The 23,397-nt window shown below is 69.9% G+C and carries 15 protein-coding genes; 8 read left to right on the top strand and 7 right to left on the bottom strand.

Going from position 1 to position 23,397, the window contains the following annotated elements; translation table 11 throughout:
* Positions 1–4 precede the first annotated feature (4 nt).
* Positions 5–1,204, bottom strand: a complete 1,200-nt coding sequence (locus tag ACIQWX_RS30555) for a HupE/UreJ family protein (protein ID WP_400878237.1) — start codon at positions 1,202–1,204, stop codon at positions 5–7.
* A gap of 146 nt (positions 1,205–1,350) precedes the next feature.
* Between ACIQWX_RS30555 and ACIQWX_RS30550 the strand changes: the two genes are divergently transcribed.
* Positions 1,351–2,010: a hypothetical protein gene (locus ACIQWX_RS30550; protein ID WP_400878236.1), complete on the top strand. Its 660-nt coding sequence runs from the start codon at positions 1,351–1,353 to the stop codon at positions 2,008–2,010.
* A 38-nt stretch (positions 2,011–2,048) separates the two neighbouring features.
* Positions 2,049–3,683, top strand: coding sequence for a RecQ family ATP-dependent DNA helicase (locus tag ACIQWX_RS30545; RefSeq protein WP_400878233.1), 1,635 nt, complete (start codon positions 2,049–2,051; stop codon positions 3,681–3,683).
* Between the two features lie 80 nt (positions 3,684–3,763).
* Here ACIQWX_RS30545 and ACIQWX_RS30540 read toward each other — a convergent pair whose 3' ends face one another.
* The 3 genes from ACIQWX_RS30540 to ACIQWX_RS30530 all read right to left on the bottom strand — a co-directional run bounded on the left by ACIQWX_RS30540 (position 3,764) and on the right by ACIQWX_RS30530 (position 8,132).
* Positions 3,764–5,377, bottom strand: coding sequence for a DUF4041 domain-containing protein (locus tag ACIQWX_RS30540; RefSeq protein WP_400878230.1), 1,614 nt, complete (start codon positions 5,375–5,377; stop codon positions 3,764–3,766).
* Between the two features lie 233 nt (positions 5,378–5,610).
* On the bottom strand, positions 5,611–6,954 hold the full coding sequence (locus ACIQWX_RS30535; RefSeq protein ID WP_400878227.1) for a hypothetical protein: 1,344 nt from the start codon (positions 6,952–6,954) through the stop codon (positions 5,611–5,613).
* Positions 6,951–8,132, bottom strand: a complete 1,182-nt coding sequence (locus ACIQWX_RS30530) for an OmpA family protein (RefSeq protein ID WP_400878224.1) — start codon at positions 8,130–8,132, stop codon at positions 6,951–6,953. Before ACIQWX_RS30530 ends, ACIQWX_RS30535 begins: the two co-directional genes overlap by 4 nt.
* Positions 8,133–8,346: 214 nt before the next feature.
* Here ACIQWX_RS30530 and ACIQWX_RS30525 point away from each other — a divergent pair, with 214 nt between their 5' ends.
* A complete protein-coding gene (locus tag ACIQWX_RS30525; protein WP_400878221.1) occupies positions 8,347–9,660 on the top strand; it encodes a TetR/AcrR family transcriptional regulator in 1,314 nt (437 codons plus the stop codon).
* Here the strand turns inward: ACIQWX_RS30525 and ACIQWX_RS30520 are convergent.
* Complete coding sequence (locus ACIQWX_RS30520) at positions 9,657–14,555, bottom strand: RHS repeat-associated core domain-containing protein (protein WP_400878218.1); 4,899 nt, start codon at positions 14,553–14,555, stop codon at positions 9,657–9,659. The two genes, ACIQWX_RS30525 and ACIQWX_RS30520, sit on opposite strands and share 4 nt — an antisense overlap.
* Positions 14,556–14,643: 88 nt before the next feature.
* A complete protein-coding gene (locus tag ACIQWX_RS30515) occupies positions 14,644–15,801 on the bottom strand; it encodes a mandelate racemase/muconate lactonizing enzyme family protein (RefSeq protein WP_400878215.1) in 1,158 nt (385 codons plus the stop codon).
* 71 nt (positions 15,802–15,872) lie between these two features.
* On the opposite strand from ACIQWX_RS30515, the gene ACIQWX_RS30510 reads away from it, so the two are divergent.
* From ACIQWX_RS30510 to ACIQWX_RS30490, 5 genes are all read left to right on the top strand, one after another.
* Positions 15,873–16,607: a FadR/GntR family transcriptional regulator gene (locus ACIQWX_RS30510; protein WP_400878213.1), complete on the top strand. Its 735-nt coding sequence runs from the start codon at positions 15,873–15,875 to the stop codon at positions 16,605–16,607.
* Positions 16,608–16,653: 46 nt separating this feature from the next.
* Positions 16,654–17,802 carry a Gfo/Idh/MocA family protein gene (locus ACIQWX_RS30505; protein ID WP_400878211.1) on the top strand — a complete coding sequence of 383 codons (1,149 nt, stop codon included), beginning with the start codon at positions 16,654–16,656 and terminating at the stop codon, positions 17,800–17,802.
* A gap of 88 nt (positions 17,803–17,890) precedes the next feature.
* Positions 17,891–19,315, top strand: a complete 1,425-nt coding sequence (locus tag ACIQWX_RS30500; protein WP_400878209.1) for an ABC transporter substrate-binding protein — start codon at positions 17,891–17,893, stop codon at positions 19,313–19,315.
* Positions 19,312–21,318, top strand: coding sequence for an ABC transporter permease subunit (locus ACIQWX_RS30495; RefSeq protein WP_400878207.1), 2,007 nt, complete (start codon positions 19,312–19,314; stop codon positions 21,316–21,318). The genes ACIQWX_RS30500 and ACIQWX_RS30495 overlap by 4 nt, the downstream gene beginning before the upstream one ends.
* Positions 21,315–22,568: a mandelate racemase/muconate lactonizing enzyme family protein gene (locus ACIQWX_RS30490; protein ID WP_400878205.1), complete on the top strand. Its 1,254-nt coding sequence runs from the start codon at positions 21,315–21,317 to the stop codon at positions 22,566–22,568. The genes ACIQWX_RS30495 and ACIQWX_RS30490 overlap by 4 nt, the downstream gene beginning before the upstream one ends.
* Here the strand turns inward: ACIQWX_RS30490 and ACIQWX_RS30485 are convergent.
* Positions 22,565–23,302: a ribonuclease activity regulator RraA gene (locus tag ACIQWX_RS30485; protein WP_400878202.1), complete on the bottom strand. Its 738-nt coding sequence runs from the start codon at positions 23,300–23,302 to the stop codon at positions 22,565–22,567. The two genes, ACIQWX_RS30490 and ACIQWX_RS30485, sit on opposite strands and share 4 nt — an antisense overlap.
* Positions 23,303–23,397: the final 95 nt, after the last annotated feature.

Genomic DNA, 23,397 nt, shown 5'->3' with positions numbered 1-23,397 from the left:
GAACTCATCCGCCCGCCACCCGCTGCACGAACCAGGTCAGCCCCACCACGGACACGGCCGCCGCGATCGCGCCGGTCGTCCAGCGGGGCGCGGCGGGGGACCGGCGGCGCAGCAGGGCGAGCAGCGGGAAGACCAGCGCGATGATCGCCAGCTGCACGGTTTCGATCCCGAGGTTGAACACGAGCAGGGACCAGAGCAGCGTCCACGACCAGGCGGCGTCGATCCCGAGTGCCGAAGCGAAGCCGAGCCCGTGCGCGAGGCCGAAGCAGAAGACGACGCCGAGGCGGATCCAGCCGGCCCGGTCCAGGCTGAAGCGGCCGTCGTCGCCGAGCTCGCCGGCCGGGGAACCGCGACGCCACATCCGCCACAGCGGCCAGGCGGCGACCACGGCGATCGAGAGCGCGATGAGCGGCTCGATGATCTCGGCCGGGACGTGCACGAGACCGAGCGCGGCCAGGACGAACGTGACCGAGTGGGCGAGCGTGAACGTCGTCGCGGCGAGCACGATCTCGCGCAGCCGGCGGGACCCGGCGATGAGCGCGAGCAGGAACAGGATGTGGTCGAGCCCGGTCAGCAGGTGTTCGGCGCCGAGCCGGAAGAACTCCCAGAACCGCTGCGTCCAGGCCTGGTGGGTGGAGAACGACGGCTGCCGCGCGTCGAGGGCGGCGCTGCCCGAGGTCAGGTCGAGGTGGTAGGTGAGGATCGTCTTGGTGTCGCGGACGTAACCCTCCGCGTCCCCGAACAGCGTGGCGGCCACCTCGTGGGACTCGGCCGCGGGGCACCGGTAGTCCAGGGTGAGCAGCGTGTACGGCACGCCGTCGCGTTGTTCGATCCCGAAGCCGCCGTCCTGGGCAGGCGTGCAGGCCTGGCCGTCGGCGGTCACGCGGAACCGCTCGGTCACGTACTTCGTGACCGACGCGGCGTGGGCCTGCAGGGCGGCGGCCTGACCGGCGGGGTCGCGTGCTTCGAACGCCGCGGTGCCCTGCCGGAACAGCGGATCGTCGTGTCCGGCGTCCGCGGCCGACACGACGAGCAGGTCGTACTCGAGGCCGAGCACGGCGCGGACGTGCCCCTGTTCGGGGGACGTCAGGTCGGCGTAGACGGTCGACGAAAAGCCGTGAGCGCCGGCGGGTGACCCGCTCAACGTGACGGCCACGGCCGCGAACGCGGCGACGGCGAAGGCTTGGGCGAGACGGCGGCGCATGGGGTCCTCTTTCCGGTCGCCCCGCAGACTGCTGGCCCGAGGCGAACGCCCGGCGAACAACCGGCGATGGGATGCCGTCGGCCGTCGCACGGGACGGGACGTGGGGTAGGAAGAGGCGACTCGACCCTCCGGAAAGGACGATCAGCGTGCGTTCGCGCCTCTGGACCGCCGGCGTGGTGGCCGCGCTCGCCGTCGTGGCCGCCGGCTGCGGTCCGGCCGACGACTGGTCGGCCCCGCACCCGAAGCCGGCCGCGATCGGGGCCCTCGGGCCGGGCTTCGTGACGGCGTCACCCACCCCGGAGGCGACGGTGACGCCGAGCCCGGGTTCCTGGGACGCGGTCCGCCCGTCACCCGGCTACCGGGTGGTCCTGCTCAAGTCGGGCGACGACGCGCCGAGCCGGACGCTGGCGGACGCCGTGACGAGCTGGGCCGCGCAGGAGCAGGTCAGCCTGAAGACCGTCGAAGCGCCCGACACCGGCCGGTTCACCGAGAGCATCGGCGAAGCGGTGAAGCTGGCACCGGACCTGGTCATCAGCACGGGCAAGGACCTCGTGGACGCGCTGGCCCTGGTCACGGCCAACCACCTCGACCAGCAGTTCCTCGTCTTGGGCGCCGAGCTGGCCGAACCCACGGCGAACGTGACGGCGGCCAACTGGCCGGGCGCGTCCTTCCGCGGCGAGGGCCTGGGGACGTCGACGGGCTACGACCCGGCGTCGTTCACCCCGGACCGCGCCTCGGCGGCGCTCCGGGCGGGCGTGGCGAGCGTGCTGAGCGGACTGACGGGCATCGTCATCCGGCTCGGCTAGCCGGGTTTCTGCCGCCGGGGCGCGGGTACCTGCGGCGGATGGCAGGCAGACGCGACGAACTCCAGCGGATCGCGGCGGAGGACTTCGGCTGGTCCCGGCTGACCGACGAGCAGCTGGCGGCGATGGAGCACGTGATGGCCGGGCACGACGTGCTCGCCGTGCTGCCCACCGGGGCCGGCAAGTCCGCGATCTACCAGGTGCCCGCCCTGCTGCTGGACGGCCCGACCCTGGTCGTCTCGCCCCTGATCGCGCTGCAGAACGACCAGATCGAGGGCATCGAAGAAAGCCGGGCCCCGGCGGCCGTCGCCTTGAACTCCGCGCAGCGCGCGGCCGAGCGCAAGCACGCGTGGGAGTCGCTGCGGGCCGGCGAGGCCGAGTACCTGTTCCTGTCGCCGGAACAGCTGGCCTCCGACGAGGTGCTCGACGCGGTCGCCGAGCTCGGCGTCTCGCTGTTCGTGGTGGACGAAGCGCACTGCGTCTCGGCGTGGGGCCACGACTTCCGGCCGGACTACCTGCGCCTGGCGCCGGTGATCGAGCGGCTCGGGCACCCGCGCGTGATCGCGCTCACGGCGACCGCCGCGCTGCCGGTCCGCTCCGACATCGTCGCCCGGCTGGGCCTGCGCGACCACCGCGAGGTGCTGGCCAGCTTCGACCGGCCCAACCTGCGTCTCGGCGTCGACCCGCTACCGGACGACGACGAGCGGCACCACGCCGTCATCACCCGGACGCGCGCGCTGACCGCGGACCCCGCGACCCGGCCCGGGCTGGTGTACGTCACCAGCCGCAAGGACGCCGAAACCTACGCGGAGGAACTCGCCGCGGAGGGCGTCCGGGTCGCGGCCTACCACGCCGGGATGAAGGCGGCCGACCGCGAACGCGTGCACGAGCGGTTCCTCGACGGCGACCTGGACGCGGTGGTGGCGACCTCGGCGTTCGGCATGGGGATCGACAAGGCCGACCTGAGGTTCGTGCTGCACGCGGCGGCCCCGGAGTCGCTCGACACGTACTACCAGCAGATCGGCCGCGCCGGCCGCGACGGCGAACCGGCGGAGATCACGCTGTACCACCGGCCGCGCGACCTCGGCAGGCAGAAGTTCCTGACCGCGGCGAAGGCGCCGGAGAAGGCGCTGGCGGAGGTGGCCACGACCCTCGCCGAGCACGACGCACCCCTGAAGCCGGCGGAGCTGGGCAAGGGGATGCCGGCGGCCCAGCGCACGCGGGCGGTGAACCTGCTGGAGCAGACGGGCTCGATCACCGTCCTCCCCGACGGCCGCCTCGAACAGTCCGATGTGGATCCCGAGGAGGCCGTCGAGCGCGGAATCGAGGCGGCCGAGGCCCACCAACGGCTGATCCGGTCCCGCATCGAGATGATGCGCGGCTACGCCGAAACGACGGGCTGCCGCAGACAGTTCCTCCTCGGCTACTTCGGCGAGCGGCTGACCGAACCGTGCGGCAACTGCGACACGTGCATCGCGGGCACCGCCGAAGCAACCTCACCCGGCGACGGCGAGTTCCCGGTGAACAGCGTGGTCGAGCACCCGGAGTGGGGCCGGGGAACGGTGATGTCCGCGGACGAGCAAACGCTGACGGCGGTGTTCGACGACCACGGCTACAAGACCCTGTCGGTACCGATGGTCCGCGAACAGGGCCTCCTCACCGCAGTCGACGGCTAGGGCCGCCGCGGGATTGACTGCGGCTTGCAGTCCTCGAGTGGAGGGGCCGGTGTCAGGGTGGCGACCGCGGTAGCCGTGGACTACGAAACCGTCGCGGAGGCGGCCGGCACGTCGGTGTCGCCGGCCAACTGCCGGCTGGAACGCCATTCTTGCGCTTCGGGTTCCTCGACGTAGTCGACGAGGTTGTCCTTCAGTCCCAGGTCGTCGAGGATGGTGAGGACCTCGGACGGGGTGGCGTAGAAGAACTCGCGCCTGAGGTTGACCCGGTTGACGCGCCGGTCGGCGAGGTGCTGGTGCAGCCGCGTTTCCAAGCTCACCGCGTCGGCGTCGAAGATCTTGGCGTGGACGTCGAATCTGAACGGAACAGAGGCGTCGCCGAGTTCGCGCACGCGCTCGAGCGGATCGAGCCGCCGGGTCAACCCGATCTTGACCACACCGTCGCCGAAGGATCCGACGTTGGAGATCACGTAGACCCACCCGGTGCGGATGTTCGCTTCGCGCTCCTCGACCCCTCTGATCGCGTCACCGATCTCTTCCAGTTTCGTGCGCGCCGCTTCGGCCTGCTGCTCGTCGCCGGACTCGGCCCACTTCTGCAGGGCGTTGCGCCAGTGTGCTTCTTCTTTCGCCAGCCGGGCTTTTTCACGCTCGAATTCCCGCTGTGCCTGCTGTTCGTCCCGTTGACGCTCCCGCTCGGCTCGGATGCGCTCTTTCTCCTCTTCGACCTTCGCGAGGTGGTCGGCGGTGAGTTCGAGTTCTTCGAGGCGCAACCTGTGATAGCCGGGAGCGATGTTGATGTTCATGGTCTTGCCGAGACGGGAGATGACGTCACGGGTTTTGGTCAGACGGTCCTTCGCGGAGTCGAGCCGGTAGGGGCGCATCGACCTCACGCAGTTGTCCGCTTCGGCGTTGTAGGCGCGCAACATCAGCTTGGAGAAGTCTCGGACCATGCGCTGGCCTTCCACGGCGGAGCCGTTCACCGTCCAGTCAGTGCTCGCGGTGATCGCGTGGTTGTTCTTCGCGGCGATCTTGATGGAGTCCTTGAGCCGCTGCAAGGCCGCCTTGTAGGCGACGGCGTCGGCGAGCCGGTGCCGGAACTCGTAGATACCGGCCTCTTGGAGGAGCGTGATCTCCTTGGTTTCGACGATCTGGGCACGCAGTGAATCGAGGTTCGCCGACGCTTCGTCGATCTGCTGCCGGACGGCGGCCAGTTCCGCCTCGGCGTCCTTCCGGCGCTGCGCTTGAGCCTCGCGCTGCTTCTGGGCGTCCTGCTCGAGCTCGGCGGCAGTTCGGCGCATCTGCCGGATTTCTCGCTCGACCTCCAGTGCGTCCTTACCGCGGAGTTCGGCGTACTTGGCGTCGAGCTCCGCCAGTTTCGCGCTCAACGTGGCGTTGTGTGCACTGAGTTCACGAATTTGAGTGGCTGCTTGCCGGAGCTTGGCGGTCTCCGTGCTCAGTTCGGCCTCGAGTTCTCGTACCCGTTTCCGAGAGCCGAACAATCCGGGCTTGCTCGATGCCGCCGGAGCGGCTCCTGCCTGAACGGGTACCGGCTGGGGCCGCGGTTCGGGTTCGAGGGTCCACAGCTGCCAGAACTTCGGCGGTGCCGGCCAGTCCGCAGGCGGCTGCCAGCCGGGTGGCGGTGTCCATCCGGCTGGAACGGCCGGCCAGTTCGGCGGTGGGTTGAACCTGTATGCCATACCGCGTCCCTCCGCTGCCGACGATCACAGCAGGAGTCGCGACTGCGCGAAACTGCGTTACACGTGGCTTCGGAACCATCAACGGGTTCGTTCGTGACCGGCGAGGTGTGTCGCGCGTTGCGGCCGGTGGCCGATCGGCCCTCGGCGTCGAGAGGTGATCTCGTTGTCGAGGGCCGACCGTGCAGAACGCAGCAAAAGGCTGATCCGGCAGGAACCTGCCGACCCGGTCCCACCTACCTGTTGTCGTCTTCGTCGTCTTCCGGCTGCGCGCCCGGCTCGTCGAAACGGTTCATCGCCTCGTCGATGCTCGAATCGTCGGTCGCGAGGACCGAGCGCATCGAGAGGAACGGGTCGTCGACCGAGGCGTTGCCGGACAGCGCGAACCGGCCGGCCGTCGTGTGCAGGCTCCGGGCGAGCCGCACGACTTCTTCCATCATGGCGGTGACCTGCATCGACTTGGCGAGTTCCGTCGTCCTCGCCTGTTCCGCGGACCGTTGCTTGCCGGCTGCCTGCTCGTCCGCCTTCATCGCGGCCGCTTCGTGCTGGGCCACCGCGTCCTCGATACCACGCACCATCCCGGTCAGCTCGTCGATCGTCCGGACCTCCAGCGAGCCCACCGCCCGCATCTGGTTCAGCACCAGCAGCCACGGTGCGATGAACGCGGTGAGCCCGACGAGGATCCCGATCACCACACCGAGGGTTCCGGTGTTCACGGTGTCGGAGGGGTGGATGATCCGCGTCGCGATCGACACCGCGACCATCGTGCTCACGGCGAAGAGACCGATCAGCTTGCCGTACAGCACCAGCCTCGACGACGAAGGCTCCCGCTCCTTCTCCGCGCCGGCGTGCCCGTCAACCGCCCTCAGGTGCCCCGCCGTGTGCCCCGTCGAATGAGCCAGCAGAGCCAGCACCAAGGACGCGATCACGGCGAACCCGGCAGCGGTCGCGGTCTCGGCAGGCTTGCGCAGCGCGTTGTCCGGCGTGATGTTGAAGAACTTCGCGATCACGGTCAGCAGCGACACGATGTCGACGGCGAGCGGTGCCATGGCCGCCCTGGTCCACGTCTTCGACGGCCGTTGCTGGTGGCGGGTATCGCCACGTTCGGTGTCCTCAGCGATCCGCTGCCGGCACTGGTCGATGACCTGACCGGCTTCGGCGGCCGTGATCGGTCCGGCCGTGTAGACGTAGGTACCGGAGCCGGGGAGCACGCGCCGGGCTTGTGCGCGCTGGGCGAGCGTGCGTTCCCGCGCCGCCCTCGCGCGCAACGCCCGGAATTCACCGGCCAGGCGCTCCACACGAGCGGCCACCGCGTCGACCGCTTTCTGCTGCGCTCTCTGGCCGCGGCGCAGCAGGAGTTCTTCGGTCCACGTGAGCCGGGCCGGTTGCGGGTTCGGAGCGGCACGCCACCGGAACGCCTCGCGAATCAGCGAGGTGATCCAAGCCGCGCGCCAGGGGTGGCGCAGCCAGTACCACCAGGCCACGCGCGGGTGCTTGCCCGGTCGCTGGACCAGGGCCGGCAGGCCGGCGCCGCCGGGCTCGGGGACCGGCGGTGAAGCCGGGTGGTCTTGCAGGGTCATCGGGTGCTCCTGAATCGGGTGACGGTCACCTCGACCGTGCGGTTCTTCTCGGCGGCTTCCGGGATGAGGCGCCCGGCGGAATCGAGGTCCGGGCTCAGTGGACGGTCGAAGCCGACACCGTCGACCTTGAACAGGGACCGGTCGATCCCGTCGGCCGCCAGCGCGTCGACCACGCGGCACGCGCGCTTCTTCGAGAGCTCGACGGCACCGTCACGCGGTCCGGAAGTCGCGGTGTGCCCCACCGCTGTCGCCGAGCGGGCGACGCTCGCCGCGTCGGATCGGAAGTACTGCGTCATGCCTCGCAGTGCCTGGTCCGCGCCGGGGAGGAAATCCGCGGACTCCTTGCGGAAGAAGACGCCGTTGGGGAGGAGGATCCGCACCGTCTGTCCGGTGGCCGGGTCGCCGAACACGGTCACCGTCGGGTGCGAAGGCACCGGGATCACCGGTACCGGCACCGTCGACAGCGGCGGGCCGCCGCTGCTGCGCTGGACGAGGGGTTCGCAGTGGCCGTGCGCCTTACGGCAGACCTTGAGCCAGAGTTCCTGCACGGCCGAGTACATCTCCGGCGGGAGTTGCTGCTGCGGGCCCGCCACCTGGCCGAGGCCGACGAAGAAGACGTGTTTGTCCGTGAGGTCGGGCAGCTTGTCCTCGGGGAGCCCCTCGACGGTGGCGTCCACATCGAGATCCGAACCCCAGCCGCGCAGATCCAGTAGTCCTGTGGTCTGCAACCCGCTGCTGTAGACCAGCATCGTCGCCGGGCCGTTGGTGTGCGCCATTTCGCCAAGCAAGCCGAGCAGGTCCAATTGCGACTGAGTGCCCGCCGAGGCCGCCATCTTCTCCCGCACCGGCGTCATGTGCTTCTGGTAACCGGTATCGAGGCGCTCCGAGTCCGTCTCGAGCTCCTTCGTGCGCTCGTCGTAGTACACGGACACGTCCTGGCGTACGACCGGCTGGTCGGTGGCGGAGCCGACGAACCCGAGTACATCGACGGTGCCGCGGCCGACGGCGTCGCGCACGACGTCGAGGTTGTCGTCGTGCATGTCGACCGCGGGTTCGTTGGCGGTCGCGGTGGCTCCGATCAGGATCGTCGTGTGCGGCGTGACGGGCTCGGGACCGCACCCGGCGGTGAGCACGGTGAAGACGACGGCAGGGCCAAGGGCGAGGAACCTTCTTTTCACGGTGATTCCTGTTCTCGTGAGGGAAAAACCGGCGGGGAAAGGCCGGGGTGTCCTCAGTGTGCCGACGCATTCGGTGAGATCGCACTGATACATAACGACACCGAGATTCACCAGAGTGGGTGAATGCGGAAGAAGGGGGTGAGCATCCTCTAACGCCGGGCGGGACCGCGGCGATACAGGTGCGCGGCAACCGATCTCGAACCCAAGGCAGGTCATGACCAGCGAAGCGTCCGTATCCGAAGAGAAGCTTCTGAGTGCCGGTGTCCAGCACCTGCTCGAAGACGGTATCGACATCGTTGTGCGTGGCGTCAACGTCGACGAAGTCGTGCGACGCTCAGGCGTGAGCCAGAAGACCTTCTACAAGACGTTCGGGCAGAAGACCCAGTTTGTCGAGAGCATGTTGTCCTCGTTGACGGTCGCCCCGTTGCGCGTCACCCGGGAACTGGGCGAGAAGGTTCGCGAGCAGCTCGTCGAATCGGGCGGTGATCCACGCGACACGATCCGCGCTGTCTGCGCGTGGGATTTCGAGCAGGTGCGAGCCGACCCGTCCACCATTCTTCAACTGGCGATCATCGTGCTGGGCCGCGATCACGACGGTGCGATGAAAAAGCTGCAGCAGGCGTATGCCAGCTACGACGAGGCCGGAAAGAGTGCGTACGAGGCGATTCTTGCCCGATGGGGCGCGTCCATGCGCTCGCCGTTCACCCCGGAAAAGCTGGCGGTCGTCCTGTCCGCTCTCGTCGAAGGCTTGGTGGTGCGCCACCTCGCCGATCCGGACGCGGTATCGGGCGAGCTGTTCGGCGATGCCGTCCTCGCACTGGTCGGGTCGATCGTCGACACCGGCCAAGGGCATGAGCGAATCGACGACGTCATCGCTCCACTGGCACGGGACGTCAAGGTGATGTACGAGGCAGGCCAGGTGGACGCGCTTCCCGACAACCCGAGAGAACTCGTCCTCGACGCCGCGCGTTCGGAGTTCGGGACTCGCGGCTACTTCTCCACGACGCTCACCCACATCTCGATGGCGGCGAAGCTGCCGCTGCGTGCGCTCAAGCGGCTTTTCCCCAGCAAGGCGCTGATCGTCGTCGAGGCCCTGCGCCCTCATGTCGAGCGGCTTCGGCAGGACACCGCGGACGATCGCACCCTGGGCTACTCGACCGCGGAAACCGTGACGAGGTTCCTCCGCCGGCTGGCCACGATCACCACGAACGACCGGGAGTACATCGACGCCCTGCTGGCGATCGTCGCCCACGAGACCGCGGCCGCACCCGACGTGGCGGTCAGGGTGAAGGCGGACGTCGACATCCCGGCGATTCTGGTCCCGGCTCTCCGAGCGGGTCAGGAGTCGGGTGAGCTGGCCCGCCTCATGAGCGCGGAGGACGCCGCCGCCATGGTGGTCAACAGCCTGTTCCTCCGTTGCTTCACGCGGCGGAACGAGACCATCGACCAGCAGGTGTCCGCGGTCATGGCGATGCTGTTCCAAGGTCTGCTCGCCCGGCCGGCGGACGCACCGAGCAGTGCCCTCTAGTCCAACCTGGGCCGCTTCGACGGGGGCCCCGTAGGCGACGCCGGCGGGGTGTGAACCGGCGGAGGTCCGCTCGAAGGGGTCGGGCTGGTCGGCGCGTGCGGGATCGGCGTCCCATCCGGCAAAACCCCCGAAGACCCCGGCGGCAACCCGTTCGGCGCCTGCGGGTACGACGGCCACGGGCCACCCGTGTGGTTCGGCGCCGCCGGGTTCGTGTACGTCGGGTGGGAACCGCGGTCCGGGCGCGGGGGCATGTACTTGTCCTCGTGCGCGCCCGTTCCCGACGAGCTCTTCGAGTACTCGACCTGGCCGTAGCTGCTGCCCTGGCGGTTGTAGTGCTTGTTGTCCTCGATCGGCAGCTTGTGCCCGGTCTCGTTGAAGTACGTCCCCGCCGCCTTGTTGTGGCCCATGATCGCGTTCTTCTTGGGGACGATCTGGTCCGGCGTGCCGTCCTGGTGGTAGGTCTGGAACTGGCCGTGCTTCTGCATCCACTTGTTCTGCGCGTCCGTCTTCAACCCGGGCGGCATCTGGTTCTTGTTGACCAGCGCGTCTTCGAACATCGGCCGGATGTTCTGGTGGGTCCAGCTCGGGTTGTCCATGCCCGCCGCCGGGCGGTTCTTCTTGTTCTTGTTCGGCCCCGCCGGCGCCGACTCCTTGTACCAGCCGCCGCCCGGGGACTGGCTGTACTTGCCGCCGCCCGGCGACTGCTGGATCGGGTTGTTGCCGACGTTCGTGTCGATCGTCAGCTTGGGCTTGCCGCACGACTGCGGGGCGAGGCCCAGCGGGTCGATCTGGCCGAACGGGTTGTCCACGTAGGCGTACGGGTTGGGCCCCGGCACCAGGCCGAGCGGGTCCGGGCTCAGGTAGCGCGCGGTCACCGGGTCGTAGTAGCGCTGGGCGTTGTAGTGCAACCCCGTCTCGGCGTCGAAGTACTGCCCGGGGAACCGCAGCGGGGTCGCCGACGGACCACCCACCCCGTACACGCTCGTGCGCGCGCACCACGTGATCCGGCCGTGGTCGTCGACCAGCTCCGCGGGACTGCCCGTCAGGTCGGCAACGATCGCGTCGAACCGGGTGTCCACCCACGCCTGGCCCGGCCGGGCCGCCCGGCCGCGCTGCGCGAGCGGCCGGTAGTCGCCGGGCTCGTAGTCCCACACCGTGGCCTGCACGCCCTCGGGCGTGTGCCGGGCCTCCTCGACCAGCAGCTGCCCGTCCCAGGTGAACTCGACGCGTTCGAGCACGGTCCGGCCGTCGGCGGCCACGTGCTCCTTCGCGACGCGGCGGCCCAGCGCGTCGTAGGTGTAGCGCCAGGTGCTGCCGTCGGGGACCGCGGCCGCGACGAGCCGGTCGTCGCCGTCCCAGGTGAACCGCCAAGTCAGCTTGACGCCGCCGGGCATCGTGCGTTCTCGGAGCACGACCCGCCCGCGCCGGTCGTGCCCGTAGCGCGTCCCGCCGGCCGTGGTGACGAGCGGGCCGGCGAACGTCCGCCTGCCCACGAGGTCCGCCTCGGCTGTGGGCCACGCCGCTTCGGTGATGTTCCCGGCTTCGTCGTAGCGGTAGGACTCCGCCCCGCGCGGTGACCGCACGTCGGTGACCCGGCCGAGCGGGTCGAGGCCGAACTCGCGCGGGCCGGTCGCCTGGTCGTGCAGCGCGACCAGCTCGCCGTCGGCCCGGTAGCCGTAGGAGCGCTGCTGGCGGGTGGCGTTGGACCGGTCGGTGATCACCTGGGACGCCAGCTGCGAGTTCGGCGTCCAGGTCTGCACCAGGGTGGCGCCGGTGCCGAGGGTCCGGCGCACTTCGCGGCCGGCGGCGTCGTGGGCGAACCGCAGGTCCCGGCCGGCGAGCCGGGCGGCGACCGGCAGCCCGGCGGCGTCGTACTCCCACGTGCTTTCCGCGCCGGACGGCGTGCTCCGGTGCACCCGGCGGCCCGCGGCGTCGTAGGCGGAGCGCACCGTGCGGCCGTTGACCGTCTCGGCCAGGACCCGGCCCACCGCGTCGCGTTCGTAGGTGATCCGCGTGGTGCCGTCGTCGGCCGCCAGCAGCTGCCCGGTCGCGCTGACCTCGAACCGGGTGGTGCGGTTCCCGTCGGTCTGCTCGACCAGGTGGCCGGCGAGGTCGTAGCGGAACGTCGTGAGCTGCCCGTCCGGGCGGACGCGCTCGACGAGCCGGCCGGCCGCGTCGTAGCCGAACGCCGTCACGCCGCCGGCGAAGTCGGTTTCCCGCACCAGGTTCCCGGCCGCGTCCCGCTCGTAGCGCCAGACGCGGCCCTGCTCGTTGGTCACCGCTTCGACCCGCAGTTCGCCGTCGTAACCGACCGAGATCCGGCTGCCGTCCGGCAGGATCTGCGCCGTCGGCTGGTCGAAACCGCCGTATTCGTAACGGGTGACGCCGCCGGCCGGGCCGGTGTGCGCCCGATTGTTGCCCTCGCCGTCGAGCACCCACCGGTCCTGGCTGCCGTCGGGGTTCTGGTGCCAGGCCAGCCTTCCGTCCACGGAGTAGCCGAAGCGCTCCACGCCGCCGACGGGGTCGGTGATCGTGACGACGCGCCCGAACTCGTCCCGCTCGTAGCGCGTGACGCCGCCGAGCGGGTCGGTCACCGCGACCGGCAGGCCGGCCGCGTCGTTGACGATGGTGGCCGTGGCGCCGGCCGGGTCGGTCCGCGCGATGGTGAACCCGCGGTCGTCGTAGCGGTACCGGGTGGTCGCGCCGTCCGGCTCCACGACCGCGACGAGGTTGCCGCGCTCGTCGAACTCCTGGCGCGTCGCGACGCCGGGCGCGTCGTGGACCGTCACCGAGCGCCCGTCCGCGGCGCGCTCCCAGGTGCGTTCCGTGCCGTCCGGGCGGATCTCGGCGAGGAGGTTGCCGAGCTCGTCGTAGCGGTAGCGCGTGGTGCGCCCCAGCGGGTCCGTCGTGCTCAGCCGCCTGCCGTGCGCGTCCCATTCGGACAGCGTCGCGTTCCCGAGCGGGTCGACCTCGCGGACCACCTGCCCGGCTTCGTCGTAGTGGAACTCGGAGGTGTGGCCGAGCGCGTCGGTCGACCGCGTGACGCGGTTCTCCGGGTCGTACTCCAGCACGCAGTCCAGGAAGCCCCCCGAACCTTCGGTGCGGACGACGCGGCCGGCGTGGTCGTAGTGGTAGCGGAACCACTCGTCGTTGCGGTCGGTCCAGCCCACGATGCGCCCGGCGCGGTCGTAGGCGTAGGTCATCGGCTGCCCCGACGGGTTGGTGACCGAGACGAGGTTCCGGCGGTCGTAGGCGTAGCGGACCAGCTCGACCTCGTCGTCGCCGGCGACCGCGAACAGCGCGGTGACCAGCCCGTCGCGGGTTTCGAAGCGGACGCGGTGCCCGGCGGTGTGCCGGATCTCCAGCGGCAGGCCGTCGTCGGCGCGCACGACCTCGAACGCGTTGTCGTTGCGATCGGTCACCGACGTCAGCAACGACCGCCCGTTGCCCGGCGCGAAGTAGAGCAGCCGGCCCAGTTCCTGGTCGTCGACCAGGTAGCCGCCGTCCAGTGCGCGCCTCAACGGGCGCAGCGGGCCGCTTTCGGAGACGACCCAGTCGTCCGTGCCCGGGATCGGGTAGCGCAGCAGGGTGCCGTCTTCGGCGGCGAAGCTGACGCCGTGCTCGTCGGCCTCGATCCGCTGGTCCACAGTGGACACCCAGCCGCCGCCGAGGAAGAGTCCCGCGCGGTAGCCGGAGAAGTGCGTCCGCCGGAACACCAGGGGCAGCACCCCGAGCAGGCTCGCGTCGACCTCTTCCATCACCATCTGCCCGGTCGAGACGGCGACCGGGTCGGTCACGCAGACCTCGTTGCCGATCGAGCGGTTGTTCTCGCCCTGGCCGCGGATCCCCTGCGGCGTGGTGCCGTCGCCGTCGGGGTTGCCCCGCGAGCCGGTGCCGCCCTGGCCCGAGTTGTCCGGGCCCTTGCCGTGGGCGCCGGCGGTGCCGGTGGAGTCGCCGTTGCCCGGGGAGCCGTTGCCCTTGTCCCCGGTGCCACCGGGGGGATCGTTCTTGTGGCCGTTCGGGGCGCCCCCGCCGTGGTCACCGGTGGTGCTGGTGGAGTCGTCGCCCTTGCCCTTGGGCCCGCCGAGGTCCTTGGGGTTGCCCTTGATGTCGGCGTGCTTCGGCGGCGGCGCGGCCTTGCCCGGCTTGATGTTCTTCAGCGCCTTGCCCGCGTCGTCGAACAGCGAGCCGGCGCGCTTGAGCAGCGGCATCAGCGCCTGCAGCGCCTTGACCAGCTTGGTGGTGAGCTGGCTGATCTTCGACGCCGTCTTCGCGACGGCGCCGATGACCTGCGGCACCACCCAGGTCAGCCCGATGCCGAGGGTGAACACCACTTGCAGCGCCCACGAGATCAGGTGCCCGATCAGCTCGGCGATGATGTCGCGCACCAGGGCCCGGACCGCCGCGACGACCTCGCCGGCCGTCTTCACCCCGCTGGCCGCGCCTTCGCAGCCCTTCTGCGCGCTCGCCATCAGCGTCGAGGTGTCCTCGGCACGCTTGCGGTAGGCGTCGGCCGCCGGGCCCGTCCAGCCGCCGAGGTCCGCCTTGACCGCGTCCACCAGGTCGGCGGAGACGCTCTCCAGCTCCTTGGCGACGTTCGACCAGGTCTCCGACTGCGCCGCGATCTCGTCCGCGTTGCCGGTCAGCGCGTTCAGGGCTTCCTTGAGCGGGCCGACGTGCTCGATCAGCCACCCGACCCCGGCGGCGAGGATGGCGCCGAACGGGTCCATCGCCATCGACAGCGCGTCGAGCGCGGTCCCCACCGCACCCATCGCGACGGACGCCCAGTCGCCGCTTTCGATCGCCGACTTCAGGTCGGAGGCGCTTTCCAGCAGGGACACGCCGGAAATGGCCGTCGTCGAATCCTTCACCGGCGCAACCAGCGGATTACTCACCGAGCCGACACTAGCGAACCCGGCTCCCGGCCGCCCGGACCCGTGCCCCATCGGGCAGGAACGAGTGGCCGGAGACGCAGCGGCTCCGCTATTCGAACAACCCGAAGCCCGCGACGGCGTGGGCCCGGACGCCGTCCATGTCGGGTTCCACGCCGATGCCGGGGGCGTCGGGGAGCGTGATGTAGCCGTCCTTGACGATCGAGCCGCTCCCGTCGGGGGCGTGGACGTAGCTGTCCCACACCGCGCGTTCCTCGAGGGCGTGCCATTCCTGGACGTAGAAGTTCGGGATCGCCGCGCACTGGTGCGACGTGGCCATCGTGCCCAGCGGCGTCGACACCAGGTGCGGGGCGAACGGGATGTAGTGCAGCTCCGCGAGGTTGGCGATCTTCTTGGCTTCGGCGAGGCCGCCGCACTTCGGCACGTCCGGCTCGATGACGTCCACGGCCCCGCGTTCGAGCAGCTCGCGGAAACCCCAGCGCAGGTAAAGGTTTTCCCCGGCGCAGATCGGCGTGCGCGTCTGCGCGCGCACCCGCACGAGCGCGTCGACGTTCTCCGCCGGCACCGGTTCTTCCAGCCACATCAGGCGGAACGGCTCGAGCTCCCACGAGATCCGGCACGCACTCGGCACGTCGTAGCGGGCGTGCAGGTCGATGGCCAGGTCGACGTCCGGCCCGATCGCGTCCCGGACGGCGGCCACCCGCTCCACCATCGAACGCAGCTCGGCCGCGTTGACCGTGTGGTTGAAATCGTCGAACTTGGCCGGGTGGCGCAAGTTGTCGATGTCGAACTTGAGCGCGGTGAAGCCTTCGGCGACCATCCGCTGCGCCCGGTCGACGCACCCGGCGACCGAGCCCGCCGGGTCGTCGCCGTCGCCGCAGTCGGCGTAGAGCCGGATCCGGTCGCGGAACTTCCCGCCGAGCAGCCGGTGGACCGGCTGGCCCGCGGCCTTGCCCGCGAGGTCCCACAGCGCGAGTTCGATCCCGGACAGGGCGATCACGAACACCCCGCTCTGCGCGCCCGCGAAGACCTTGTTGCGACGCAGCTTTTCCCAGCACCGCTCGACGTTGCGCGGGTCCTCGCCGATCAGCAGCGGCGTCAGGGACCGGATCATCCCGACTACGGCGTCCGCGCCGGCGTCGGGGTTGGCCTCGCCGAACCCGCTGATGCCCTCGTCGGTGTCGATCCGCACCAGCGTCGCCTGGCCGTGGTAGGCGACCACCGCCGTCGTGACGTTCACGATCCGCATTGCTCTCCCGCCGCCGATTATTGCGTGTGAAGGGCTGTCGCGATGCCGAACTTGTCCGATAAGCTGATGACATGCCAAGGAGACAAGAGTCTCCGGACGCTGTCAAGGTCCGGACCCTTCCGGTGCAGGTGGCGGCCCACCTGACCCGGCGGATCGTCCGCGGCGAAATCGCGGACGGCCGGGCGCCGTCGGAACTCGACATCTCGCAGGAGTTCGGGGTGTCCCGCGTGGTGGCGCGGGAGACGCTGAAGATCCTCGCCTCGCTCGACATCGTCGACGTCGCGCAGGGCCGCCGCGTCGTCGTGCGCCCCCGCGCGGAGTGGGACTACCTGAGCCCGCTGCTGATCGAGTGGCTGCCCACCGAGATCGTCGACGAGCTGCTGCAGGAACTGCACCAGACGCGGGTGCTGCTCGAGCCCGAACTGGCCGCGATGGCCGCGGCCGCCGCCACGGGGGAGACGCTCGGCAGGCTCAAGGCCGAGATCGACCGGATGGCGGCGCTCGAGGCGGATCCCGACGCCTACCTCGAGGTCGACCACGAATTCCACATGGAGATCTGCCGGGCGGCCGACAACCGCATCCTCGACCGGATCATGTACTCCGTCCGCTGGCTCGGCACGGCCAGCCGGCGCGTCACCAACCTGGCACCGGCCGGGCTGCGCCGCGCCACCGCCCAGCACACGGAGATCTACGAGGCGCTCGTGGCGCGCGATCCGGAAGGTGCCCGCGCGGCGATGCGGAAGCACTTGAGCAACAACTATTCCACGCTCCTCGCGGAGAAGGAGCAGCGACGCAGACGTCGCTAGCACACTGCACGACCGATCCGGAACCGATGACGAGGACGGACGAGCCATGGCAGCACCTGCGATCCGGCCGATCCGGCTGGGGCTGATCGGCACCGGGCTCGCGGTCGAGAAGCTGCACTGGCCGGCGTTGCGCGGGCTCGCCGAACGGTTCGTCGTCACCGCGTTCACCGACCCCTCCGCGGAACAGCGCAAGCGGTTCACCGGTTACAGCGGAACCGATCCGGCCCTGGCCACCACCGATCGGGCCGCGTTGCTCGCCCGCGACGACGTGGACGCCGTGCTGATCTCGGTGCCGATCCCGCACTTGTACGAGGTGGCGTGCGACGCGCTCGCGGCGGGCAAGGAGGTGTTCTGCGAGAAGCCGGCCGGCGTCGACGCGGAGCAGGCCGCGGCCTTCCTCGACCTGGCGGCCGGGTACCCGGACCGCGCCTTCGTCGTGGGCGAGAACTTCTTCTACCGTGACGACCTGCGCTACGCCCGCGCCCTGCTCGACAGCGGCGCGATCGGCCGCCCGCACCTGATGGCGTGGCGGTACGCCGGCCAGTCGGTGCCCCGGCCGGGCGGCTTCACGAGTACGCCGTGGCGACAGCGGCCGCAGTACCGCGGTGGTGTGCACCTCGACTTCGGCGTGCACCACATCGCCCAGATCAGGCTGCTCTGCGGCGACATCGCGCGCCTGCACGGTGCCGTGCAGGCGGCCAACAGCACGATCGACGCACCGTCGGACCTCGCGCTCACCCTCGTCTTCACCGGAGGCGCCATCGGCAACTACACCGCGTCCTTCCCCGAAATCCCGGTGCCGCCCGAACCCAACGAGATGCGGCTGTACGGCACCGAGGGTGTGCTCGTGCTCGCCGGGGACGAGTCGGAGCGCCGCGTGACGCGCAGCAGTCCCGACGCCACCACCCACACGACAGTCTTCCGCGGTAGCGACAACGGCTACCGCGCGGAGCTCGTCGACTTCGCCGATGCCGTGCAGTTCGGCGCGCGGCCGGTCGGCAGCGTGGCCCAGAGCGTGGCCAACACGATGGTCGTCCAGCGGGCGCTCGACTCCGCGGAACGGGCGGCGGTACTGGCGCTCGACCCCGTGCCCGGCGCGGGCCCGGTACCGCTGTGGCGGCCCCGTGGCTCGACCGGGCTCTTCGACGGGCTGCCAGGACAACGCATCAGGAGTACGGCGTCCTTCGCCGCATGAAAAGACCCAGCTTTGAGGTCTCACAGCGCGGCACTCGCCTCGCTGTCCCGCCGGTCGCAACGTCGCCCCGTCGGTACGAGGAGTTGTCATGGAAGAGAAAACAGGCCTGTCGAGGCGTACGTTCCTGGGGGTGAGCGCGCTGGGCGCGCTCGGTCTCGCCGGGTGCGGGAGCGGCCCCGCCCCCGCGCCGCAGGTCGACGTCCAGGTGCCCCAGCCGCTGCTCGACCAGGCGGCCGGGCTGCGCGGCGGGTCGGTCGGGATGCTCTCGCAGAAGCTGTACTCGGAAGCCGCCAACAAGGCGCTGGACAAGTCGCTGCAGGTGTTCGCACAGGCCACCGGCACCACGGTCCGCAACGACCTGGTCTCCGGTGACGCCGGCGACATGGTCGCGAAGATGGACGCCGAGGTGAAGGCGGGCACCAACCGCGACCTGGCGTTCATGAGCGACCGGCGGTTCGTCGGCCAGCTCCACAACCTCGGCGCCCTCACCGACGTCACCGACGTGGTGACCGAAATGAAAGCGCTTTACGGCGAGCCCGCGACGGAGGCGGCCAACTACTGCGTGTTCGACGGCCGCTGGTTCGCGATCCCGTACCACTTCATCGCGTCCGGGATGTACCTGCGCAAGGACTGGTACCAGGAGAAGGGGCTCCCGCTCAAGCCGTACTACACGTGGGAAGAGCTGCGCGACAACGCATTGGCGGTTTCCGACCCGGGTAAGCGGCGCTTCGGCTGGGGGCTCACGGTGAACCGCTCCGGCGACGCCAACGGTTTCATCCAGAACGTCGTCAACGTCTACGGTGGAGCGATCGCGGACAACACCGGCACGAAGGTCGTGTTCAACTCGCCGGAGACCGTCGATGCCGTCACGTTCATCGGCGACATCTACACGAACCCGAAGTACCAGCCGATGCTGCCACCCGGGATCGGCAGCTGGACCGACTCGAGCAACAACGAGAACTGGCTGGCGCAGATCCTGGGGCTCACGCTCAACCAGTTCAGCGTCTACGCCGACTCGAAGACCAAGAAGAACCCGGTCTACGCCAACACCCACGTGTTCAACGGCGCCACCGGGCCGGCGATCGACCTGCCGCTGGCGTACGGCGAGTCCAACTCGTTCGTCGTCTTCAAGGGGGCCAAGAACCCCGACCTGGCCAAGCTGGTGGCGAAGTTCATGGTCGGCGGGAGCGCGCTGCTCGGCGTCGCGAAGGAAGCACCGTGCCTGGTGAACCCGTCGTGGACGAAGGTGTGGGACTCCGACCCGTACTACACGAGCGGTGACCCGGCCTACCCCGCCCTGCGGGAGCAGACCCGCGTGCAGCTCCCGGTGAAGACCCGGACCGGCTACGCGTTCCCCCAGGCCCCGAGCCCCGGCGAGCAGGCCGCCCTCGCCGCGTACCTGCTGACCGACATGATGCAGTCGGTCATCCAGGGCACCAAGCCCGCCGACGCCGTCGCCGCGACGCACGGCCGGATCGTGCAGATCTTCGAGCAACAGGGCTACCGGCAATGACCGTCCTGCGTTCGCGCCCGGCGCCGGCCCGCCCGGCGCCGGGCGCGTCTTCCTCGCTCACGCGAACGCAGCGGCTGCTCGGGCGGGACTGGCGCCTCGCGGCGGTGTTCGTCGGGCCGACGCTGGTGCTGGTCGCCGGCCTGATCCTGGTCCCGATCGTCAGCTCGGTCTTCACCAGCGCCACCGAACGCCACGGCGCGGAGACGGTGTTCGTCGGGCTGGACAACTACACCGCACTGATCGGCGACGGCCTGTTCCACCAGGGCGTGCTCAACTCGTTCGTCTTCACCGCGTACGCCGAGATCTTCAAGGTGACCTTCGGTCTCATCGCGGCGCTGATGCTGCACCACATGCGCCGCGGCAAGGCGCTCGTCGCCGGCGTGATCCTGCTGCCGTGGGTGATCCCGACCGTCGTCACGGCCTTCACCTGGCGGTCGTTGTTCGACCCGATCTTCGGCAGCGTCAACGTCCTGCTCACCGACTCCGGGATCGGGCCCGCGCTCGCCGCGCTCGGGCTCGTCGACAAGTGGCCCGCGGAGTGGCTGTCCGATCCCGCGCTCGCGATGCCGGCGGTCATCCTGGTCAACGTCTGGAAGGGCATCCCGTTCTTCACGGTGACGTTCCTCGCCGGTCTGAAGGCCATCGACAGCGGTCTGCACGAGGCGGCGATGGTCGACGGCGCCTCGCCGTGGCAGCGGTTCGTGCACATCACGCTGCCCGGCCTGCGTCCCGTCATGATCGTGACGGTGCTGCTGTCGTCGATCTGGACGTTCAACAACTTCGACCTGATCTGGCTGATGACCCAGGGCGGGCCGGGCGACGCGACCGCGCCGTACGTGATGGTGGCTTATTCGAAGGCCATCCAGCAGCTGCAGCTGGGCGCGGGCGCCGCGGTCACGCTGGTGATGCTGCCGATCATCGCGATCCTCGTGGTGATCCTCGTGCGGCTGATGCGCCGCGACGACCGGCCGGGTGCGGCGGATCTCGGACGTCGGCGACTGACACCCGGTCAGCGCCGGGCACTCCCGTGGGTGCTGGTTTTGGCCGCGGTGCTCGTGCTGGCGTGGGCGTCACCGCACATCGTCTGGAAGGCCGCGCTCGTGCTGGGCGTGTTCGTGGTGCTCGCGGCTGTCGTCGGCCGGATCGTCTCCGTGCTGGCCATCCGGGGCAACCGCCTGGCCGCGCGCCTGGTCGGGGGCACCGGCAGCGGGATCGCGCTCTTGGGCCTGCTCGGCTTCGTGCTCGCCCCGCTCTACTGGATGACGATCACGGCCTTCAAGTCCGACGACCAGATCGTCGCGCGCACCGACGACCTCTGGCCGACACCGTGGACCACCGAGCAGTTCACCAATCTGTTCACCGGCCGGTTCGGCACCTGGTACGTCAACACGATCCTGGTTTCGGTGGCGTCCACCGCGATCGCCCTGGTCTGCGCGGCGCTGGCCGGCTACGCGTTGGCACGGCTGAAGTTCCGGGGTTCGGAGAGCTTCACGGTGACGATCCTGCTCACCTACGTGATGCCGGGCGCGCTGCTGTTCATCCCGCTGTACGAGCTGGTGAGCTGGATCGGGCTCAACGACTCGCTGTGGTCGCTCGTGCTCGCGTACCCGACGTTCACGCTGCCGTTCGCGACGTGGCTGCTCGTCGGCTACTTCAAGTCGATCCCGGCCGACCTCGAGGAGGCCGCGCTGGTCGACGGCTGCACGCGGTTCGGGGCGTTCCTGCGGATCGTGCTGCCGCTGGCCAAACCGGGCCTGCTGGCGGTCGCGCTGTTCACGCTCACCAACGCGTGGAACGAGTTCCTGTTCGCCTTCGTGTTCATCACCAAGGACGACTACAAGACGCTGCCGGTCGGCATGCAGTCGATGATCTTCGGCGACGTCGTGCCGCAGGGCCAGCTGGCCGCGGCCTCGCTGCTGGTCAGCATCCCGGTCGTGCTCATGTACGGGTTCGGGCAGCGGTTCCTGACCGAGGGCCTCACCGCCGGGGCGGTGAAGGGATGATCACCGAGGAGCACGTCGCGACCGCGTCCCGGCCGAGCGACCTGCGCATCACCGACCTTCGAGTGGCCACTGTGGACGGTGTCCCGTTCCGCTCGTCGCTCGTCCGGATCGACACCAACCAGGGGCTGTCCGGCTACGGCGAGGTGCGCGACCAGGCCAGCGCCACCTACGCGCTCGTGCTCAAGAGCAGGCTCGTCGGCGAAAACCCCTGCAACGTCGACAAGATCTTCCGCAAGATCAAGCAGTTCGGGCACCACGGACGGCAAGGCGGCGGGGTCTCCGGCGTCGAGATGGCGCTGATGGATCTGGCGGGCAAGGCGTACGGTGTGCCGGCGTACGCGTTGATGGGCGGCCGGTTCCGCGACGAGATCCGCTGCTACGCGGACACGCCGTCACTGCCGGACCCGCACGCGATGGGCGCCCGGCTGCTGGAGCGCAAGCAGCGCGGGTTCACGATGCTGAAGATGGACGTGGGCATCGACCTGCTGTGGGACGTGCCGGGGGCGCTGATCGCGCCGCCGGGCGCCCGCTCGGACGTCACGACGATGCACCCGTTCACGGGGATCCAGGTCACCGCCCGAGGTGTCGAGCACCTGGTGTCCTATGTGGACATCGTCCGGTCGGTCGTCGGCTACGACGTCGCGCTCGCCGCCGACCACTTCGGCCACATCGCCCTCGACTCGTGCATCCGGATCGGCCGCGCGCTGGAACCGTTCACGCTGGCGTGGATCGAGGACCTGATCCCGTGGCAGCTGACCGACCAGTGGCGCCAGCTCACCGCGGCCGTCGCCGTCCCGACGTGCACGGGCGAGGACATCTACCTGGTGGAGGGCTTCCGGCCGCTGCTGGACGCGGGCGCCATCCGCGTCGTGCACCCCGACCCGGCGACGGCGGGCGGGATAGCGGAGACCAAGCGGCTCGGGGATTACGCACAGGAGCGCGGGATCCCGATGGCACTGCACCTGGCGGCGTCCCCGATCGCGACGATGGCGTGCGTCCACCTGGCCGCGGCCACGGAGAACTTCCTGGCCCTCGAACACCACGCGGCCGACGTGGAGTTCTGGAGCGACCTGGTCACCGGCCCGCTCGTCGAAAACGGTCACATCACGGTCCCGGACACACCGGGCCTGGGGTTCGGCGACCTCAACGAGGAGCTGCTGCGCCGCCACCTCGACCCGCGCGACCCGGTGTTCTTCGCCGAAACGACGCACTGGGACGCGGAGTCGAGCCACGACCGCCTGTGGAGCTAGCGACCCTGCTCGGCGCGCCACTGTTCGTACTCGGGCCGGGCCTCGTCCGACAGCGGGTAGTACCGCCGCAGATCGCCGCCTTCGGACAGCCGGATCCGCGAGAACTCTTCCCACTCGGCGTGTTCCTGAGCGGCAGCCACCACGGCGGGCGCGAGCTTGACCGGAACGACAACGGCCCCATCGTCATCGGCAACGACGATGTCACCGGGCTCGACAACGGTGCCACCACAGGCAACCGGAACGTTGACGGCGGCCGGCACGATGCCGGTCTGGGCGTGGAAATTCGGGGTGGCACCCCGGATCCACAGCCCGAGCCCGAGCTGCTTGGCCTCACCGGTGTCCCGCAGACACCCGTCGACGACGACACCAACGCCACCGCGGCCCTTGAAGTAGGTCAGCATCATCTCGCCGAAGACCCCACTGCTCATGTCCCCGCGCGCATCGACGACGATCATGTCCCCCGGGCGGGCGTGGTACATGACGTGCCGGTGCAGTTGCTTTTCCGGTTCCTCGTATTCGTCGACGGGGTAGAGGTCTTCCCGTTTGGGCAGGAACTGAAGAGTCAGCGCCGGACCGGCCACGCGCAACCCGGGCGTGACGGAGACGGGCCCTTGGATGAAGGCGCTGCGAATCCCCATCCGACTGAGCTCACCAGCAGCGGTGGCACTGCCGATGGCCGCAAGAGCCGCACTGAGCTCGGCGGGCGGGCGAACGATGTCGTGCGTCTCCACCACGTCGGCAGCTCCTTCGAGTCCGGTGGATTCCCAGCGTAGTCCCGTTCACCGGGGAGGGGCTTCCGCTGTCCTGAAGCTGTCTGATCCTTGCCGTT

The organism is Amycolatopsis sp. NPDC098790, from assembly GCF_044759945.1.
Taxonomy (GTDB): domain Bacteria; phylum Actinomycetota; class Actinomycetes; order Mycobacteriales; family Pseudonocardiaceae; genus Amycolatopsis.
Note: the sequence above shows the minus strand (reverse complement) of the source record. Positions and strands in the feature narration are given on the sequence as shown.

Coding starts and splice junctions, on each gene's coding strand:
- ACIQWX_RS30555 (WP_400878237.1), bottom strand. CDS start 1,204: ATGCGCCGCCGTCTCGCCCAAGCCTTCGCCGTCGCCGCGTTCGCGGCC.
- ACIQWX_RS30545 (WP_400878233.1), top strand. CDS start 2,049: ATGGCAGGCAGACGCGACGAACTCCAGCGGATCGCGGCGGAGGACTTC.
- ACIQWX_RS30540 (WP_400878230.1), bottom strand. CDS start 5,377: ATGGCATACAGGTTCAACCCACCGCCGAACTGGCCGGCCGTTCCAGCC.
- ACIQWX_RS30535 (WP_400878227.1), bottom strand. CDS start 6,954: ATGACCCTGCAAGACCACCCGGCTTCACCGCCGGTCCCCGAGCCCGGC.
- ACIQWX_RS30525 (WP_400878221.1), top strand. CDS start 8,347: ATGACCAGCGAAGCGTCCGTATCCGAAGAGAAGCTTCTGAGTGCCGGT.
- ACIQWX_RS30515 (WP_400878215.1), bottom strand. CDS start 15,801: ATGCGGATCGTGAACGTCACGACGGCGGTGGTCGCCTACCACGGCCAG.
- ACIQWX_RS30510 (WP_400878213.1), top strand. CDS start 15,873: ATGCCAAGGAGACAAGAGTCTCCGGACGCTGTCAAGGTCCGGACCCTT.
- ACIQWX_RS30505 (WP_400878211.1), top strand. CDS start 16,654: ATGGCAGCACCTGCGATCCGGCCGATCCGGCTGGGGCTGATCGGCACC.
- ACIQWX_RS30500 (WP_400878209.1), top strand. CDS start 17,891: ATGGAAGAGAAAACAGGCCTGTCGAGGCGTACGTTCCTGGGGGTGAGC.
- ACIQWX_RS30495 (WP_400878207.1), top strand. CDS start 19,312: ATGACCGTCCTGCGTTCGCGCCCGGCGCCGGCCCGCCCGGCGCCGGGC.
- ACIQWX_RS30490 (WP_400878205.1), top strand. CDS start 21,315: ATGATCACCGAGGAGCACGTCGCGACCGCGTCCCGGCCGAGCGACCTG.